The organism is Bacillus sp. J33 (assembly GCF_000518885.1).
Taxonomy (GTDB): domain Bacteria; phylum Bacillota; class Bacilli; order Bacillales; family Cytobacillaceae; genus Cytobacillus.
Genome location: NZ_JAEL01000056.1, coordinates 18,930 through 35,344 on the forward strand (window position 1 = coordinate 18,930; position 16,415 = coordinate 35,344).

The window sequence follows — 16,415 nt, forward strand, 5'->3', positions numbered from 1 at the left end:
GCCTAATACAGCTATGAGAAGGGTGCAGACATGATTTATCCAACCGTTATCAGCAAAGAGTCGAATTTGGTGCATATCGTAAAGGATCAAAATACCTGTGTATGCGGATTCAGATATAATGCCTTTACCACCTTCACCAGGAAAGACCTTAAAAAGATAAAATTTAAGCCGGAAAAGGTTGTTACCTGTCCGAACTGCAAATCCACCATTCAATGATGGATTTTTATTTTTTGCACATAAAAAAGCCTTGGCACAGAGGCCAAGGCTTGATTGTTTATTAGTACATGCTCAAGTACTGCTCGCGCTCCCAAGGATGCACTTGCGTACGGAACATATCCCACTCAATTTCTTTTGCTTCAATGAAGTGTTCGAAGATGTGATCCCCAAGAGCAGAAACCATAACTTCATCCTTTTTAAGCTCATCAAGTGCAGCAGCCAATGTAGCCGGAAGATCCTTGATGCCTTCTTCCACACGTTCTTGCTTGTTCATTACATAGATGTTGCGGTCAACTGGTGCTGGAGGAGTCATTTTGTTCTTGATTCCGTCGAGTCCAGCTTTTAATAGTACAGCCATAGCAAGATATGGGTTTGCAGCAGGGTCAACGCTGCGGACCTCAACACGTGTACTTACACCGCGGGAAGCCGGGATACGGATAAGCGGTGAACGGTTTTGTGCAGACCATGCAACATAGCAAGGTGCTTCATAGCCAGGTACCAGACGCTTATAAGAGTTAACGATTGGGTTTGTAACAGCTGTGAATGCAGTCGCATGGTTTACGATACCTGCAATGAATTGGCGTGCAGTCTCACTTAACTGAAGATCGCCAGTTTCTTCAAAGAATGCATTTTTGCCATTCTTGAATAAGGAAACGTTACAGTGCATTCCAGATCCGTTTACACCGAATAATGGCTTTGGCATGAATGTTGCGTGCAATCCGTGTTTGCGGGCAATTGTTTTAACAACAAGCTTGAACGTTTGGATTTGGTCACAAGCTGTTAAAGCATCCGCATATTTGAAGTCGATTTCGTGCTGGCCAGGTGCAACCTCATGGTGGGAAGCTTCGATTTCAAAGCCCATTTCTTCAAGCTCCAGCACGATATCGCGGCGGCAGTTTTCACCAAGATCAGTTGGAGCAAGATCGAAATATCCGCCGTTATCATTTAGTTCAAGAGTCGGCTCACCAGCCTGGTCAAGCTTGAACAGGAAGAATTCTGGCTCAGGCCCAAGGTTGAAATCAGAGAATCCTAATTCTTCCATCTCTGTTAAGATACGCTTTAAGTTGCTGCGTGGATCGCCAAGGAATGGCGTTCCATCCGGATTGTAGATATCACAGATTAGACGTGCAACTTTTCCTTTTTCCGCTGTCCAAGGGAATACCACCCATGTATCAAGGTCAGGATATAAGTTCATATCGGATTCTTCAATTCGTACAAAGCCTTCGATTGAAGAGCCGTCAAACATCATTTTATTATCAAGCGCTTTTTCAAGCTGACTGATTGGAATTTCAACGTTTTTAATTGTACCTAGAATATCCGTAAACTGTAAGCGGATAAATTTTACGTTTTCCTCTTCTGCAATGCGTTTAATATCATCTTTAGTGTACTTTGCCAATGGTATTTCCTCCCTTAAATTACATGAGTGTTTTTATTTTTTTGCTCTGTTAACTTGTCTGTTGATTTCCCTTTAGGCGGTCGCTTTCGGCGGTCCGACGCTCCTCGGCGCTAAACGCCTTTGGGGCCTTCCTTTGACTCGGTTTTAAAAGCTGGAGTCTCTCGCCTTTCGCTCGTATCAACAGAGTGCAAAAATCAACAATGAGCTTTAAAAATAGCCTTTATTAATGGAAAAAGCGGTGCATGCTGCCTTGACGCAGAGATGAACGATTGAATCGGCCAGCCTGCACAATTTCTTTGCGAAGGAGCTTCCGAATTTCTTCATCAGATAAATCGCGTCTAGCTTTTTCTTCTTGCTTCTTCATATTTTCTGTGATTGCTTGCTGTTCTTTTACGAAAAATAGCTGCTTGATTCCGGCCATGTTGACACCCTGATCAATTAAATCTTTAATTTCCAAAAGGACATCAATATCATTTAAGGAAAAAAGTCTTCTATTTCCGTCGGTTCTAGCTGGAGAAATTAATTGGTGCTCTTCATAGTAGCGAATCTGCCTGGCGGTCAGGTCAGTAAGCTGCATAACAGTACCAATCGGGAAAAGCGGCATGGAACGTCGAATTTCACTTCCAGTCAACTATTTCTCCCCCTTTTCAATTACTTCTTGAGTTTATTATATGTAATGTAAGATAATCTGTCAACTAGATGTTAGCTTTTATCACATGATTTTTTCAAAAAATTTTTTCCTTTCATATTTTCATATAATTCTCAAAGAACAACAATAGCAACAGAAAAGGACAACTAACTAAGTAGCTGTCCTTCTTACTATTCACCTAATTTATTTGAATTAAACCTTTTTCAAGCAAACGGTTTAGAGCAATGCAAACCGCGATCTTTACATGGGAGTAGGTTAGCCCGCCCTGCACATAAGCGACATAAGGAGGCCTGATTGGGCCGTCAGCTGTCAGCTCAATACTGGCCCCCTGGATAAATGTACCAGCAGCCATGATCACATCATCCTCATATCCAGGCATGTACGCTGGATATGCAGTGACATGGGAATTGACAGGCGAAGCAAATTGGATGGCCTGGCAAAATGCCACCATTTTATCCCGATCATCAAATTGAACGGATTGGATTAAATCAGTCCTTTTGCTGTCCCACCTTGGATTGGAATTCATTCCAATCCGTTCGAGCATGGCTGCGGTAAAAACAGCCCCTTTTAGCGCTTGGCCGACGACATGCGGAGCCAGGAAAAACCCCTGGTACATCTCTTGCAGGCTATAAAGGGATGCACCTGCTTCAGCTCCTATTCCCGGTGATGTCATCCGGTAGGAACAGGCCTCAACCCACTCCTTTTTACCAACAATATAGCCCCCCGTCTTGGCAATGCCGCCGCCCGGATTTTTAATTAGGGATCCGGCCATCAAGTCTGCACCCACATGGCATGGTTCTCGGTCCTCAACAAATTCCCCGTAGCAATTGTCTACAAATACAACGGCATTAGGCTTAATCTCCTTTACAAATCTGATCATTTCTTCGATTTGATCAATTGTAAAAGAAGGCCTTGTTGCATACCCTTTGGAACGCTGAATTCCAATCATTTTCGTATTGGGCTTGATGGCTTTTTCAATGGCAGGATAATCAATGGCACCCTCTTTTGTCAGCGGGACACTATTGTAGCCAATCCCAAATTCTTTTAAAGAGCCGTTCCCTGTTCCGCGTATACCCACAATCTCTTCCAATGTGTCATATGGCTTTCCAGTGATATACAGCAATTCATCACCAGGGCGCAAAACGCCGAATAATGCAATGGAGATAGCATGGGTGCCCGAAATAATTTGCGGACGTACCAACCCGGCTTCCCCGCCGAAAACATCTGCATATATTTCCTCTAGCGTATCTCTTCCTATATCATCGTAGCCGTATCCGGTCGATGGAATAAAATGCGAATCGCTCACTTTAAAATGTTGAAAGCTGTTTAATACACGGAATTGATTTTCATCAATTCGCTCATCAATGCTTTGCAGTACTTCTGATATTTGCTGCTCCACTTCCTTTACAATCGGCTGGAGCTTTCCCCCTTGTGATAACTGTTGAAACATGCTGTTCTCCTAACTATACGGTATATTTCTTTAAAGGTCCTGAAATAGCGTGGTCCTCAAGATAATAGCCTTTGCAGACATACAATTCTTTTTCTTCATGGAACGCCAGCTCGCGCAAAATTGTTTCGTTCTTAAGCTGTGATAGAAGCTTTCCTTCTGTTGAAGGCACTTCTACATGATAGTGCTTCATCATCCCAAGGATCATATGCTCAATTTTGCGTTTTAGCTCATTGCGGTCCCCTTCATCAAATGCGCTCATTTGGATGGTTTCTGTTCTGGCTGTCGGGACAAAATCAGGATGCCTTAAATCTCTCTTATTATATACTGTCAATTGCGGAATTTTATCGTTTTCCAAATCTTCTATTAGTTTATTGACTGTCTGCTCATGCTGGAAATAGTCCGGATTGGACATATCCACAACATGAAGGAGAAGATCAGCTTCCCTTACCTCTTCAAGGGTGGAACGGAATGCCGCAATTAACGTTGTCGGCAAATCCTGAATAAATCCAACGGTATCTGTAACAAGGGTGATAAATCCGCTAGGCAAGATCAGCTTGCGCGTCATCGGGTCCAGCGTGGCAAACAGCTGGTTTTCTTCATAGGACTCTGCCTCGGATAGCCTGTTAAAAATGGTTGATTTTCCAGCATTCGTATAGCCGACCAGCGCTATTTGAAATGCTTTGTTTTTCTTCCTTCGCTCACGGTATCTGTCCCGATGCTGGACGATGACTGACAGCTGCGTCTTAATATCATCGATCCGGCGGCGAATATGGCGGCGATCAGATTCGAGCTTGGTTTCACCTGGACCTCTTGTGCCAATTCCCCCGCCTAGCCTTGAAAGCTGAACACCCTGCCCGGCCAGACGCGGGAGCAGGTATTGAAGCTGGGCCAATTCAACCTGCAGCTTCCCTTCCTTGGAGCGTGCCCTCTGGGCAAAGATATCCAGAATCAGCTGTGTGCGGTCAATGATCCTGGCATCCAATTCTGCAGAAAGATTGCGAACCTGGCTCGGTGAAAGCTCATCATTAAAAATGATAATATCAGCTTCCATTTCTTCCTGCAGGGCAGCCAATTCCGCCACTTTCCCTTTTCCTATATATGTAGACGGATGAATCCGTTCCCTTTTTTGCGTAACCGAGGCTAATACTTCACCATTTGCCGTTTCAGTTAGCGATGCCAATTCCTCCATGGAATATTCAAACCGCTGATCATCTTCATCTGTGTGGCAGCCGACAAGAATGACTTTTTCGTATTCTGACTTTTGTTCCAATCAGCATCCCTCTTTCATATACGTATTTAAAAAGCGCAAAGGCGCGCTTTGGTGGAACGCAGACGAAATCCCCGCGTACTGTGGCACCGTTTGCATAACCCGCTCCCTGTAAACCTGCCCTGCCATTCTTTGACTTCAGAAGCGAATGGCCATGGCGCCTGAGCTAGACAGTTATTTAAATTTAAAGTTAAAAGCTTAATACTATAGAAAGCCGGAAGCAAATCATTCCGATCAGCTATATCCCGCTTTCTGATTGCTAACATCATACCAAAAAAAATGGGCAAATACTATTTATTCCCGCTTGAGTAATGCTTTCTCGAGCTTCTTTGTAAAAAAGCCGAAACATCCTGAACAAAAGTGTTGTAATTCTTTTTTTCCGTGTTAAAATCATATTGTTTGGAAAGAATTTACCTACATTAATAGTGTGTAAATATATAGATTGCGAGATTTTCAACAAGAGGAGAAATGCTTATGACGTGGGAAGTTTTAAGTATGATTGGCACCATTGCCTTTGCAGTCAGCGGCGCAATTGTTGCCATGGAAGAAGAATACGATATTTTAGGTGTATACATTCTGGGAATTGTCACCGCTTTTGGCGGAGGGGCGATCCGGAATTTATTAATAGGTGTCCCAGTCTCTGCCCTTTGGGAACAGGGGTTATTTTTTCAAATTGCTCTTTTGTCCATCACAGCAGTAATGCTTTTCCCAAACAACCTGCTTAAACACTGGCAAAGATGGGGCAATTTCTTTGATGCAATCGGGTTATCCGCATTTGCTATTCAAGGAGCGCTTTACGCCACGGATATGAGCCATCCTTTAAGTGCTGTTATTGTAGCAGCAGTATTGACAGGAAGCGGCGGCGGAATTATCCGCGACCTTCTTGCCCGCAGAAAGCCGCTCGTATTGCGATCAGAAATCTATGCGGTCTGGGCGATCCTTTGCGGTGCTGCTGTCGGCCTCGGAATCGCCGTTTCTTCATTTGAACTGTACTCATTGTTTATCATTATTACTGCATTAAGGGTTTTATCATACACTTACAAATGGAAGCTTCCGGTTAAAAGACTTGGAACAACAAAAGCATCGGTTTAGGCCGTTGCTTTTGTTATTTATTTAGACTCTTAAAATGACAGCATCGCTCCCCGTTCATCAAAGACGGAATCAGGATTCCAGGCAAGCTCCCATAAATTATTTTCCGGATCGGCAAAATAAGCTGTCCGCCCTCCCCAAAAGGCGTCACTTGGTTCACGAAGAATTTTACCCTCTGCTTCCCGGATCTTTTCAATCGTTGAATCAACTTGTTCAGGAGAATTTACGTTAATAGCCAACGTAATATTGTTATACCCAGCCGATGAAGGCTTAATTTCAACACCTGCATCCTTTGCCAATTCTTCAACAGGAAATAACGACAGCAAAACACCTGCCGTTTTAAACACAGCATAATCATCTGAACTGATGCTGGTTTCTTCCCAGCCCAATTTTTGATAAAACCTTCTTAAAGCGGGTAAATCATATGCGCCAACTGTAACCAAACTGACTCTTTGCGGAACCATTTCGAATGCCTCCCAAATTGTTTTTTGACTATATTCGGTAAATGTAGCAGCAATCCTTCTTTTCTGAACCGCTTCCGGAATCATATTTACCCTTTATTTGCTGATTTTGGGTATTTATCCGCCAGATTAGGGACTTTGTTTGCTGAAATTCCAGTTTTGTTTATTAAGTTGGGGACTTTATTAGCTCATTTTCACTGTTTATTAGTAAAGTTCATAATTCCAAAAAAAAACCTGCTCAACAAGTGAACAGGCCCATCTCCGTTATTGCTTTACATTTGCCATAATGCTGTTCGGGTCATATCCCAATACCCATTTTCCATTGACATTAATCTGCGGTACGCCCATTTGGCCAGTTGTTTCAACCAGCTTTTGTGCTTCACGCTGGTCATTCTGGACATTTACCTCTTTGTATGGAAGGCCTTGCTGATCCAAGAAGTTTTTTACCATTGTGCAATAAGGACATACATTGGTTGTGTAAACAGTAATATCGTTCAACTCTGAATTCCTCCTCCATATAAATTAATAAAATACCCCTTATGGTATTTTGGCTTAGTAAAAAAACAATATCTACATGCCACTGTCTTTTTACATCATAATCTTCCCCTAATCGTCTTCTTCAAACACTAAATCATTGCTCCTGATTGTCATTAAGTCGTGGCGGTCATAGCTGTTTTGCATAAGAAGGCGCATGGCTTGTGCACGGATGGATTTTTCAATGATGTTCCTTATATAGCGCCCATTTGAGAAGCTGTTCGGACTCAGATTATTTTTTACATGGTGTAAATGCTCTCTCAGCTTCTTTTCGGACTCATGGCTTAATGTATATTCCCGCTCCTGCAGCATTCGCTGTCCAATTTCCATGAGCTGATCAATTGAATAATCCGGAAAATCAAAAACGAGCGGGAACCGGGAGTGAAGGCCGGGGTTCAGTGTAAGGAAATAGTCCATTTCCCTTGAATATCCTGCAAGAATCAGGATAAATTCGTGCTGGCGGTCTTCCATATGCTTTACAAGTGTGTCAATGGCTTCTTTTCCAAAATCTTTTTCTCCTCCGCGGCCTAACGAATAGGCTTCATCGATAAAGAGAATACCCCCTATTGCTTTTTTCACCAGGTCTCTTGTCTTTTGGGCTGTATGGCCAATATATTCCCCAACAAGGTCTGCCCTCTCTGCTTCTATCAGATGCCCTTTGGATAATACATTCATTTTTTGAAAAAGCTTGCCAATTATTCGGGCAACCGTCGTTTTGCCAGTGCCGGGATTTCCTTTAAACATCATATGCAGTGCTTGCTTCCCTGCTTTTAGCCCGGCTTCTTCCCGCTTTTTATTCACATAAATCCAGGCATAAATCTCCTTGATCATCTTCTTCATTTCTTCCATTCCCACAAGAGCGCCAAGTTCTTCTTCAATATCCTTTAGGGCTGCATGCTCAGGCGGAATGGCCTTTGGAACCACTTTAGATTCAGGAAGTTCTTTTGTGTATGTTTTTCGCTTTTGTGAATTAAGCACGATGCTGATCTGTCCGTTATTTTTCAAGCGAATCGGCTGTTCCAAAAGCTATCACCTCACATTCTTAGCACAGTATACGCATTGAAGTAATCGTTGTGACAAAAGCCTATATATTTCCGGTTATATACAGTCATTAGGCTATTCAGCGACAAAATCCCGCACTTTTCAGCAGCGAATGCCATGGGGTGTCGTTTCATGCGGTTTCCCGAGAAATAAGGTGAAAATTCCATCGGTCGAAGCGCTTAGGCTAGGTAATGCCCGCACGATCCAGATAAATCAGATGCAGCCACAATAACGTACATTTTAGCCTGAGCTTTAATCACCGGGCTTTTACGGGCGGTGCTAGATTTCTCTTGGTTCTCCAAACCCATGAAGCGGGGGAAATTATGCCCGTTCATGGGGGTTAAGGAAAATAAAGCCCCCGCCTAAATAGCGCATATTCCCATACCTATATGTATTCAAGCTATCAGCATTTCATTAAAGGTTTTTGACTTCGGTATGCTTATCACCATAAAAATAGCCCGCTCTATCAAAGCGGGCTCCCTCTTTTTAAAACTTGTATTTATTGCTGGTTATCCAAATCCAGCTGAACATTGCGCTGCGGAACGAATGTTGAAATGGCATGCTTATATACAAGCTGCTGCTTGCCTTCTGATTCAAATAGAACAGTAAAATTATCAAAGCCTTTAATTTGGCCTCTAATTTGGAATCCATTTAACAAGAATACCGTACAATTCGTATTATCTTTGCGTAGCTGGTTAAGAACCTGATCTTGAATATTGATTGCTGATTTCATAATAATCCTCCTCTTTTATCTCTATCATTATGTATTCGATTTTATTTTCAGCTTTCCTTCAATATGAGAAGAAATTTCCGCGAATTTTTTTTCAAACTCATCGGGGTCAGCTGTATCGGACATATCAAACCATTCCACATTCATCTTATTTCGAAACCAGGTTAGCTGCCTTTTTGCATATCTCCGTGAATTTTGCTTCAGATTTCCTATGGCATCTTCCAAGGAAACACGCCCATTGAAGTATTCATACAGCTCTTTATACCCGATGGCCTGGATGGACTGGCAATCCTTTAATCCCTGGTCAAACAAGGATTTAACCTCTTCCAGCAAGCCTTGTTTCATCATGATGTCGACACGGAGATTGATTCGCTCATACAATTTTTCCCGGGCCATCGTCAAACCAATCAATGCTGTATCATAGAGGAGTTCGGGGCTCTGGTTCTCCTGAAACTGGGACATTGCTTTGCCTGTACAATGATAAATCTCCAATGCGCGAATGACTCTGCGGATATTATTTGGATGGATTTTGCTTCCGCTTTCCGGGTCTATTTCCATCAGCTCTTTATATAGCGCCTCATTGCCTTCCCTTTCCGCCCGTTCCTCCAAAGTCTGTCTGAAATCATCATCTGAAGGAGCCTCAGAAAATTGGTAATCGTAAATGACTGACTGGATATACAATCCTGTGCCCCCTACGATCATTGGGAGTTTGCCTCTTGAAATGATTTCCGAGATTTTGCTTCGGACCAACTCCTGAAATTCAGCTGCTGAAAAAGGTTCTTCTGGATGTTTGATGTCAATCAAATGATGTGGAATCCCTTCCATTTCTTCTTCTGTAATCTTGGCGGTTCCTATATCCATACTCTTATAAATCTGCATGGAATCGCCGCTGATAACTTCAGCATTGAACTTTTTGGCAAGAAGAATGCTTAATTTTGTTTTTCCAACTGCTGTAGGCCCAATCAGCACTACAAGCTTTTCTTTTTCACTCATTTGTTCACTGCCTTTACTGCCGTTGTTTTTACCCCGCATTTACGGGCAGCAACTCCCTGATGGAAGTTTCACTTTATTATCCTACCATAAAGAAGGAAAAATTTTCAGGTATCATCTTCCCATTCTTTATAAAAACAGAACATTTAAGCAGTATGAACAAATTTACCCATACCTATTCGACAAGTTTCCTAAAATTTTCATAAAAGATTACATTTTTTTAACGTTTTTATAACAATTAAAGGTTGGCCCCCTTATTCATGTTAATTTATTAGAAGGTTGTATTGTGACAATATAAATGGAGAATTGGGTGAATAATCTATGTTAAATACATCTGAAATTGGAATTGACTTAGGGACTGCTAATATCCTTGTATATAGCAAAACAAAAGGAATTATTCTAAATGAACCATCTGTAGTAGCAATTGATACAGAAACGAAAAAAGTGTTAGCTGTTGGTAAAGAAGCAAAAGAAATGATCGGAAAAACGCCAGGGCGAATCGTTGCTATCCGCCCGCTTAAAGATGGCGTTATTGCTGATTATGACACCACGACTGAAATGCTTCGCCAGGTAATGAGAAAGGCGTCGAAAAAAGTAGGATTCGCGATCAGAAAGCCGAATGTCGTTGTGTGTACACCATCTGGCTCTACAAGTGTGGAAAGAAGAGCCATTCATGATGCCGTTCGCAATGCCGGCGCTAAAAAAGTTCATCTAATCGAAGAACCGGTAGCAGCCGCAATCGGTGCCGGCATGCCGGTTGATGAGCCAGTTGCCAACGTTGTCGTTGATATTGGAGGCGGTTCAACTGAAGTTGCGATTATCTCTTTCGGAGGCGTTGTAGCATGCCATTCTATCCGCATCGGCGGTGACAGATTGGACGACGACATCATTCAGTATGTCCGCAAAGAGTATAATGTTCTAATCGGTGAAAGAACAGCAGAGCTAATTAAAATGGAAATTGGCTATGCCTTAGTAGACCACGAAGAATTAACAATGGAAGTGAGAGGACGTGACCTTGTCACAGGTCTTCCTAAGACTATTTCATTATCATCCTATGAAATTCGCGACGCGATCAAAGAGTCACTTCTTCATATCCTTGAAGCAATCCGTGCAACATTAGAAGACAGCCCAGCTGAACTAAGCGGTGACATCGTAGACCGCGGTGTTATTCTATCTGGCGGCGGAGCCCTATTAAATGGCATGCAGGATTGGCTATCACAGGAAATCGTTGTACCAGTTCACCTTGCCCCAAGCCCGCTGGAATCTGTAGCAGTCGGAACAGGCAAAGCACTTAAATTTATTGATAAACTGCAGACTGCAGTAAGATAAAGTTATAGAATCAGAGCACCCATTTTACGGAATGGGTGCTTTTTTCTGCGCGAATGAATCTGAGAGGAATCCCGCCAGTGGACGACCGGAATTGCCACTAATCGGACGGAATTGTGATGATGAAAACGTGAATTTGATTTTGAGCGGAACTAATCATTTGTATGAATGACGATCAGCTAAAGAATTTGGTTTTTACGGGTACTTATCAGGCTTGTTATTGCCATTGGGCTGAAGGTATTAACCCTAACCGCAACTAATCAGGTGGAATAGTGACGACAGCTTAGGAATTTTGTTATTTTCGATTAAGTACCATTTTCTCTTCACTCAGCCACTTTTCGGTTTTAATCCCTTATTTTCGAACATCGGATCCACGTCTTACAAAAATCCCAGGCAGTTAGTTTACATAATTAAATTATTGTCAATTTTCCCAGCAATAGGTACGTTCACTCATATAAAGTTCCGAATAGACTTGATAATTTTATAATGAATAATTCCTTTATCCTATTCATTCAAAATTCGTCCCCCTCATTAAACTTAACTCGTTTTACTATCCCTTGACGAATAATGACTTTAGTCTCACTATATGAAGGCAGCTCCGTCAAATGAGCCATTCCGTTACACACCACCACAGCAAAGCTTCCATTTTGTTCCCTTATATCAATTTCTAGCTTCAATGTACCAGGATCTATTTTTATATATTGCAGCCTCTATGTGGATCCCTCATATAAAAAATATTAATTGTGTCATTTTCATTACAGTTTTGTCGAAACGGTTTCGCTTTATTGTATTAATTTAGATAATAAATCTTGTGTGTTTCTTATCATCATTTCGAGATTTAAGGAGGGCGAAAAGTGACACTTCAAACAATGTCAGATGAGTTATTAATTTCTTCGTATCTTAATGCTGTCAAGCTTAATATAAACCTTGCTTTTATAGAATTATTGTATTGTGAAATTAAACGAAGAAATATTCAACATCTTCTCCCGGTTGAACAGTCTAGATTATGACAATGTCTCTATTTAAAAAGAGCAGGGCCACTTCTCCATCATCCACCTGCAGCACGAAATGGGCCTTGTTCTTTTAAGAAAACGAATATCTCTGCGAATCCAACTAGGTGTCCATTTTGTATCTAAAAGGATGTTCATTCCAGTTTACTGCAACGTAACAGATCCTCTTATCCAAAAATTTAGCAATATATTTACTCTAATACCCTTCCAATATGTGCTAAGTTTAAATTAACTGGTTGAGAGTCAAATTAATTTTTCGCATTTGGCGTCAAGTGTATATTTTCGCTAGGACAGAACAAGATAATTCAGAGAGTAATGGGCGGAGTTCCTCCTTTTTTTAGTCAGAAAGTTTTTAGCCCTTACTCGCTCTAAAATGCATAACGCAAATATGCTTTTTTATTGTTAATATGGGGTAGTATGCATTATACATGTTTTATCTGGGAACTTTTTTGTTACCGAGCAAGGCTTACCCTCCACTATTAAGACTACTTCAAAACTTCACACCTTACTCGTGATATTTTCATGTATATAGGACATGATACCCTCCAGAATAAGGGCCTTGACTTTTCTCTTTTCGAAGTTATGCTCTTTGCGTCCTTTTTTGTAAAAAGAGGTGTTTTATAATACTAAGTTGGATTTTCCAAAATAAAATCAATTTTATTTTTGTCCTCACAAATTACTATTATGCAAATAGAGGACGCAGCTTGTTAACCCCCTCCCCGTCCTGCCTTCAAGTTTAGCAAGCAGATTTATGCTTTAGCAATTTCGTATGGAATCTTTAATACGTCCAATATGGGAGTGAGATAACCCCATATGCATAGCAATCCAACGATTACTTTTCCCTTCAAGCAACCAATGAAGAACCTCAATTTCTCTATCATCTGAAATGAGATGCATCCAATCCTGAATAACAGAAATCTTAGCCTCGTACTTATGAATAACTGAATATCTTCTATCTCTGCGTACACACTCTCAAAACTGGATCATTTTTGGTACCCTTAGCTTTTGGCATCTCAGCTGCATCTCCATATTGAGCTGTGAGCCCTTCCCCTGCATCTTTCATTGAGTGCCTTAGAACCTTTATAGAGTTCATCATCCAATGATAATCTTTAAGAATGGATTCTATTTGTTTGCTGGCAGCTTCTTTCATCCAAGACCCCTCCCATGGTAAAATTAGTATGGGTGCCGGGAGAGATCCTGACTTTTTCATTTCATTATTCTACTATTTTTTCAAAGCTACTCCTTCTGCTAAACCAATGGGCAATTAAGTAAAGTGAAACTAATATAATAAAGGAATATGTATATGCCCAGTCAATTTTTTTATATAAGTGCAACATTGACATAATAGGCATTCCTATATAAGCGCCAAACACACCGAACAAAACAGCCTTAATTATTGGATTAATACTTGGTTTAATTTGAATTAAAAACATAATAGTTACTGGAACAACTGCATATCGAAATGAGTAGCTGATTGTTGGTATTGGAATAACCTTAACCGGATAAGCCCATTTTCCAAAGTCAACACCTAATCCATCTATGGTTGTAGAGATTATCATTACAATAAATGCCGAATATAACAGACGGGCTGAACTCTCCTTTTTGCGAAAAATCGCCCACAAAACCCAGGGAACAATTAACATTGCTAATGCTACCCACCAACTTAAAGTAAATAAAAAAGTGTTTAGATTAACATCGGTAATTAATTTATTTGATTCAATAATAATCTTATTAGCCTTTTCAAGTTGATTTAATCCTTCATGGAATGTCATGATTCACCCACCTCTTACATTCCTTTCTTCACCTCTTATGCTTAATATTTCATTTTAAATCTCCTATTATTCTTTCCTGTCCCGGTTTGCATTAACAATTTCATGATTTTAGCACAAATAATCATTTCATTTTTATTACATTTTTGTCGAATTGGTTTCGCTTTCTTGTTTAATTTGGATAATAAATCTTGTGTGTTTTTTATCACTAATTCGAGATTTATGAAGGACGAAAAATGACACTTCAAACAATGCCATATGATTTATTAATTTCTTTGTATCTTAATCTGTTAAGCTTAATATAAACCTTGATTTTATAGAATTATCGTCTTGTGAAATTGATTGGTTAAACATCTTCTCCCGACAGAACAATACAGGTAATATGCCTGTATTCAAAAGGAGCATGCCACTTTTCAACCTTACACATCCACTACGCAATGGGCTTTGTTCTCTACATATGATGAAATTAAGGATCAAATTAAATCTGATATTAAGCATTTAAGCAAAGCAATAATGTTATGCGATACACTCTAAAATACATCCTCTTGTTCGGCTTCTAGCCATCTATTGATTTTAGAAACAAACACCTCTAATCCTAGCTTTTCATCAATATGAAGAGCGTATCCAGAGAAACCTTCAGAATGGTAATAGCAAACACCCTGGTACTTCTCATGCTTCCGGATGCCGTTCCTTTACCTCTAAAAAACTCTAGCTCCTTGCCCTGTTTTATATCAGCGATTTGATCTTCAAGGGCTAAGGAGAATAAGTCTAACTGCTTCTTCCCTCACCGCCTGGGAAAATTCTTTTGATTATCTTTTAAAAAAACTGAACTTTTTCTGATCTCATTCGTTATATATATAGACCCTATAAAAGGAGATGTATATATGGACCTTGCACTCTGGCTTCCTGTTGCAATTTGTGTTTTTATAGCAATTTATTATGATCGGCCAAAGAAAAATTAAACAGTACTCGGGATGGCACCTCATGGGTGTCTTTTTATTTTTGTAAATATCTTTTTATTTTAATTACAAATCACGACAAAACATGACGCAATATCTAATTTATGCTAGTATTTCCTCTGGGCAAATTTTACGAAAGTAAAAGACGCAAAGCATCGGGCCAAAAACAGCTTAATGTCATAGCAGCCGGGTTGCACAAGTATATTACCTATACACTACCCTTCTAGTTTGCCTGTACTTTTAGCTATGAAAGGTTGAAAAATATGATTTTCCCGACAGTTAACAGCAACGATTCTGGTTTAAGACATGTAATTAAGGATCAAAACTATTGCTTATGTGGCGTTAAATACCATGTCTTTTCTACATTTACAAAAAGTGATTTTAAGAAGATTCAATTTAAAAAAGTAGATAATGTCACCTGCCCTAAGTGTAAAGCCATTATATCTGCTCATCACTCTAAGACTCCTTCACATCGATTTTATTAACTTCAGACGGCATTGTGTTTTTCTGAAAAACATTTCACGTATGGACCCTCCACATAGTAATAATTGGGCTTTCCACAAGTCTTACAGGTCATAGAGTAAGTATTCCAACGCTTGTTGCAGTCTCTGCATTCCACCAATAAGATGTTATTGCGATGTCCTATTACCATTCCGTTGGCCAAACATTTCGGGCATCTTGTAACCGGCTTAACATTTGTAATGCTCATGTTTATTCTCCTTTCAGAAAACCAGGTGTTTTCGGCAGCCTCTGTGTCAATATCACGGAAAGACGCAACTACAAGTTCATATTTAAGTTCCTCGTAATAGCATTCATGGATTCTCTTTCCCGATTGAGTTTTAGAAATATTCAATTCTGCTAATCTCTTGATGAGGATATTCCTTTTCTGCTTCATAACGGATTCATAAAGGATCCCCATAGAATCAACTCCCCGATATAAGCATATAGAGGTGAGATTATTCATGGCTAGTTTCAAAAAAGGGGTAATTCATGGCAATACAGAATTAAATATATAGACCCTGCTACTGGAAAACCGAAAGAAAAAAGTAAAAGTGGATTTAGAACGAAAAAAGAGGCACAGATTGAAGCTGCTGAAGTGGAGAAAAAGTTTTATCTCCGGCAACATTCTGTTATTGCGAATAGCGAAACTATACTAAAGGATTGGCTTACAGAATGGTTAGAAATTTATGGAGCCCAATGCGCAGAAAGAACATTATTTAATCGATCTTGGTATATCAATAATCATATTATCCCAAGCCTTGGAAATTATAAAATGAATCAGTTAACACGGATAGAATATCAAAAATTTATTAATACCTTAGTTGAAAAAGGATACGCTAAAAAAACCATTCAGACGATTCATTCTATTTTTTGTACNGCAATCAATAAAGCTGTTGAACTAGAAATGGTTACACATAATAAGTATCAAGGGATATCGATCAAAGTTGAGGATGAAGAAAAAATCAATTATTTATCAAGAGATGAAGTAGAAATCTTCATGGATACAGCTAAAAAATCTCCATATCAT

18 protein-coding genes, 1 pseudogene and 1 riboswitch are annotated in these 16,415 nt (G+C 40.1%); of the genes and pseudogenes, 5 read left to right on the top strand and 14 right to left on the bottom strand.

The annotated features are described in order from the left end of the window. Positions 1-277: 277 nt before the first annotated feature. The 4 genes from glnA to hflX all read right to left on the bottom strand — a co-directional run bounded on the left by glnA (position 278) and on the right by hflX (position 4,981). Positions 278-1,612, bottom strand: a complete 1,335-nt coding sequence (gene glnA, locus L634_RS0116105) for a type I glutamate--ammonia ligase (protein ID WP_026583327.1) — start codon at positions 1,610-1,612, stop codon at positions 278-280. A gap of 223 nt (positions 1,613-1,835) precedes the next feature. Then, entirely contained in the window at positions 1,836-2,243 is a 408-nt protein-coding gene (locus L634_RS0116110) for a MerR family transcriptional regulator (RefSeq protein WP_026583328.1), read from the bottom strand. Positions 2,244-2,439: 196 nt separating this feature from the next. Continuing rightward, the gene (locus L634_RS0116115; RefSeq protein ID WP_026583329.1) at positions 2,440-3,711 is read right to left on the bottom strand and encodes a methionine gamma-lyase family protein; all 1,272 of its coding nucleotides are present in this window, start codon (positions 3,709-3,711) and stop codon (positions 2,440-2,442) included. A gap of 13 nt (positions 3,712-3,724) precedes the next feature. Further along, the gene (hflX, locus tag L634_RS0116120; protein WP_026583330.1) at positions 3,725-4,981 is read right to left on the bottom strand and encodes a GTPase HflX; all 1,257 of its coding nucleotides are present in this window, start codon (positions 4,979-4,981) and stop codon (positions 3,725-3,727) included. 471 nt (positions 4,982-5,452) lie between these two features. On the opposite strand from hflX, the gene L634_RS0116125 reads away from it, so the two are divergent. Further along, entirely contained in the window at positions 5,453-6,070 is a 618-nt protein-coding gene (locus tag L634_RS0116125) for a trimeric intracellular cation channel family protein (protein WP_026583331.1), read from the top strand. Positions 6,071-6,099: 29 nt separating this feature from the next. Here the strand turns inward: L634_RS0116125 and L634_RS0116130 are convergent, their stop codons facing one another. The 5 genes from L634_RS0116130 to miaA all read right to left on the bottom strand — a co-directional run bounded on the left by L634_RS0116130 (position 6,100) and on the right by miaA (position 9,826). Further along, positions 6,100-6,531, bottom strand: a complete 432-nt coding sequence (locus tag L634_RS0116130; RefSeq protein ID WP_026583332.1) for a VOC family protein — start codon at positions 6,529-6,531, stop codon at positions 6,100-6,102. Between the two features lie 261 nt (positions 6,532-6,792). Beyond that, positions 6,793-7,026, bottom strand: coding sequence for a glutaredoxin family protein (locus L634_RS0116135; protein WP_026583333.1), 234 nt, complete (start codon positions 7,024-7,026; stop codon positions 6,793-6,795). 108 nt (positions 7,027-7,134) lie between these two features. After that, positions 7,135-8,085, bottom strand: a complete 951-nt coding sequence (gene spoVK, locus L634_RS0116140) for a stage V sporulation protein K (protein ID WP_026583334.1) — start codon at positions 8,083-8,085, stop codon at positions 7,135-7,137. A 517-nt stretch (positions 8,086-8,602) separates the two neighbouring features. Beyond that, positions 8,603-8,836 (bottom strand): RNA chaperone Hfq, encoded by a 234-nt coding sequence (gene hfq, locus L634_RS0116145; protein WP_026583335.1) that lies wholly within the window; start codon positions 8,834-8,836, stop codon positions 8,603-8,605. A gap of 27 nt (positions 8,837-8,863) precedes the next feature. Further along, the gene (gene miaA, locus L634_RS0116150) at positions 8,864-9,826 is read right to left on the bottom strand and encodes a tRNA (adenosine(37)-N6)-dimethylallyltransferase MiaA (protein WP_026583336.1); all 963 of its coding nucleotides are present in this window, start codon (positions 9,824-9,826) and stop codon (positions 8,864-8,866) included. A 318-nt stretch (positions 9,827-10,144) separates the two neighbouring features. Here miaA and mreBH point away from each other — a divergent pair, with 318 nt between their 5' ends. Next, the gene (gene mreBH / locus L634_RS0116155; protein WP_026583337.1) at positions 10,145-11,152 is read left to right on the top strand and encodes a rod-share determining protein MreBH; all 1,008 of its coding nucleotides are present in this window, start codon (positions 10,145-10,147) and stop codon (positions 11,150-11,152) included. A gap of 509 nt (positions 11,153-11,661) precedes the next feature. Here the strand turns inward: mreBH and L634_RS33895 are convergent. Next, entirely contained in the window at positions 11,662-11,856 is a 195-nt protein-coding gene (locus L634_RS33895) for an XtrA/YqaO family protein (protein ID WP_084028919.1), read from the bottom strand. Between the two features lie 162 nt (positions 11,857-12,018). On the opposite strand from L634_RS33895, the gene sda reads away from it, so the two are divergent. Next, positions 12,019-12,159: a sporulation histidine kinase inhibitor Sda gene (gene sda, locus L634_RS32780; RefSeq protein WP_084028920.1), complete on the top strand. Its 141-nt coding sequence runs from the start codon at positions 12,019-12,021 to the stop codon at positions 12,157-12,159. 756 nt (positions 12,160-12,915) lie between these two features. Here the strand turns inward: sda and L634_RS34955 are convergent. The 4 genes from L634_RS34955 to L634_RS34370 all read right to left on the bottom strand — a co-directional run bounded on the left by L634_RS34955 (position 12,916) and on the right by L634_RS34370 (position 15,806). Next, the gene (locus L634_RS34955; RefSeq protein WP_442852705.1) at positions 12,916-13,056 is read right to left on the bottom strand and encodes a LuxR C-terminal-related transcriptional regulator; all 141 of its coding nucleotides are present in this window, start codon (positions 13,054-13,056) and stop codon (positions 12,916-12,918) included. 55 nt (positions 13,057-13,111) lie between these two features. Continuing rightward, positions 13,112-13,309 (bottom strand): hypothetical protein, encoded by a 198-nt coding sequence (locus L634_RS34790; protein ID WP_332249052.1) that lies wholly within the window; start codon positions 13,307-13,309, stop codon positions 13,112-13,114. Positions 13,310-13,373: 64 nt separating this feature from the next. Beyond that, entirely contained in the window at positions 13,374-13,931 is a 558-nt protein-coding gene (locus tag L634_RS0116170; protein ID WP_026583338.1) for a CBO0543 family protein, read from the bottom strand. A gap of 1,068 nt (positions 13,932-14,999) precedes the next feature. Then, a riboswitch (cyclic di-GMP riboswitch) is annotated at positions 15,000-15,086 on the top strand. Positions 15,087-15,374: 288 nt separating this feature from the next. After that, positions 15,375-15,806, bottom strand: coding sequence for a hypothetical protein (locus L634_RS34370; protein ID WP_232233783.1), 432 nt, complete (start codon positions 15,804-15,806; stop codon positions 15,375-15,377). A gap of 81 nt (positions 15,807-15,887) precedes the next feature. Between L634_RS34370 and L634_RS34680 the strand changes: the two are divergent. Next, positions 15,888-15,983 (top strand): annotated as a pseudogene (locus tag L634_RS34680) (Arm DNA-binding domain-containing protein); the annotation flags it as partial. After that, positions 15,984-16,415: N-terminal phage integrase SAM-like domain-containing protein (locus tag L634_RS31295; RefSeq protein ID WP_232233815.1), on the top strand; the 432-nt coding region annotated here is incomplete at its 3' end.

Coding starts and splice junctions, on each gene's coding strand:
- L634_RS0116115 (WP_026583329.1), bottom strand. CDS start 3,711: ATGTTTCAACAGTTATCACAAGGGGGAAAGCTCCAGCCGATTGTAAAG.
- L634_RS0116125 (WP_026583331.1), top strand. CDS start 5,453: ATGACGTGGGAAGTTTTAAGTATGATTGGCACCATTGCCTTTGCAGTC.
- L634_RS0116130 (WP_026583332.1), bottom strand. CDS start 6,531: ATGGTTCCGCAAAGAGTCAGTTTGGTTACAGTTGGCGCATATGATTTA.
- hfq (WP_026583335.1), bottom strand. CDS start 8,836: ATGAAATCAGCAATCAATATTCAAGATCAGGTTCTTAACCAGCTACGC.
- miaA (WP_026583336.1), bottom strand. CDS start 9,826: ATGAGTGAAAAAGAAAAGCTTGTAGTGCTGATTGGGCCTACAGCAGTT.
- mreBH (WP_026583337.1), top strand. CDS start 10,145: ATGTTAAATACATCTGAAATTGGAATTGACTTAGGGACTGCTAATATC.
- sda (WP_084028920.1), top strand. CDS start 12,019: ATGTCAGATGAGTTATTAATTTCTTCGTATCTTAATGCTGTCAAGCTT.
- L634_RS34955 (WP_442852705.1), bottom strand. CDS start 13,056: ATGCATCTCATTTCAGATGATAGAGAAATTGAGGTTCTTCATTGGTTG.
- L634_RS34790 (WP_332249052.1), bottom strand. CDS start 13,309: ATGAAAGAAGCTGCCAGCAAACAAATAGAATCCATTCTTAAAGATTAT.
- L634_RS0116170 (WP_026583338.1), bottom strand. CDS start 13,931: ATGACATTCCATGAAGGATTAAATCAACTTGAAAAGGCTAATAAGATT.
- L634_RS34370 (WP_232233783.1), bottom strand. CDS start 15,806: ATGGGGATCCTTTATGAATCCGTTATGAAGCAGAAAAGGAATATCCTC.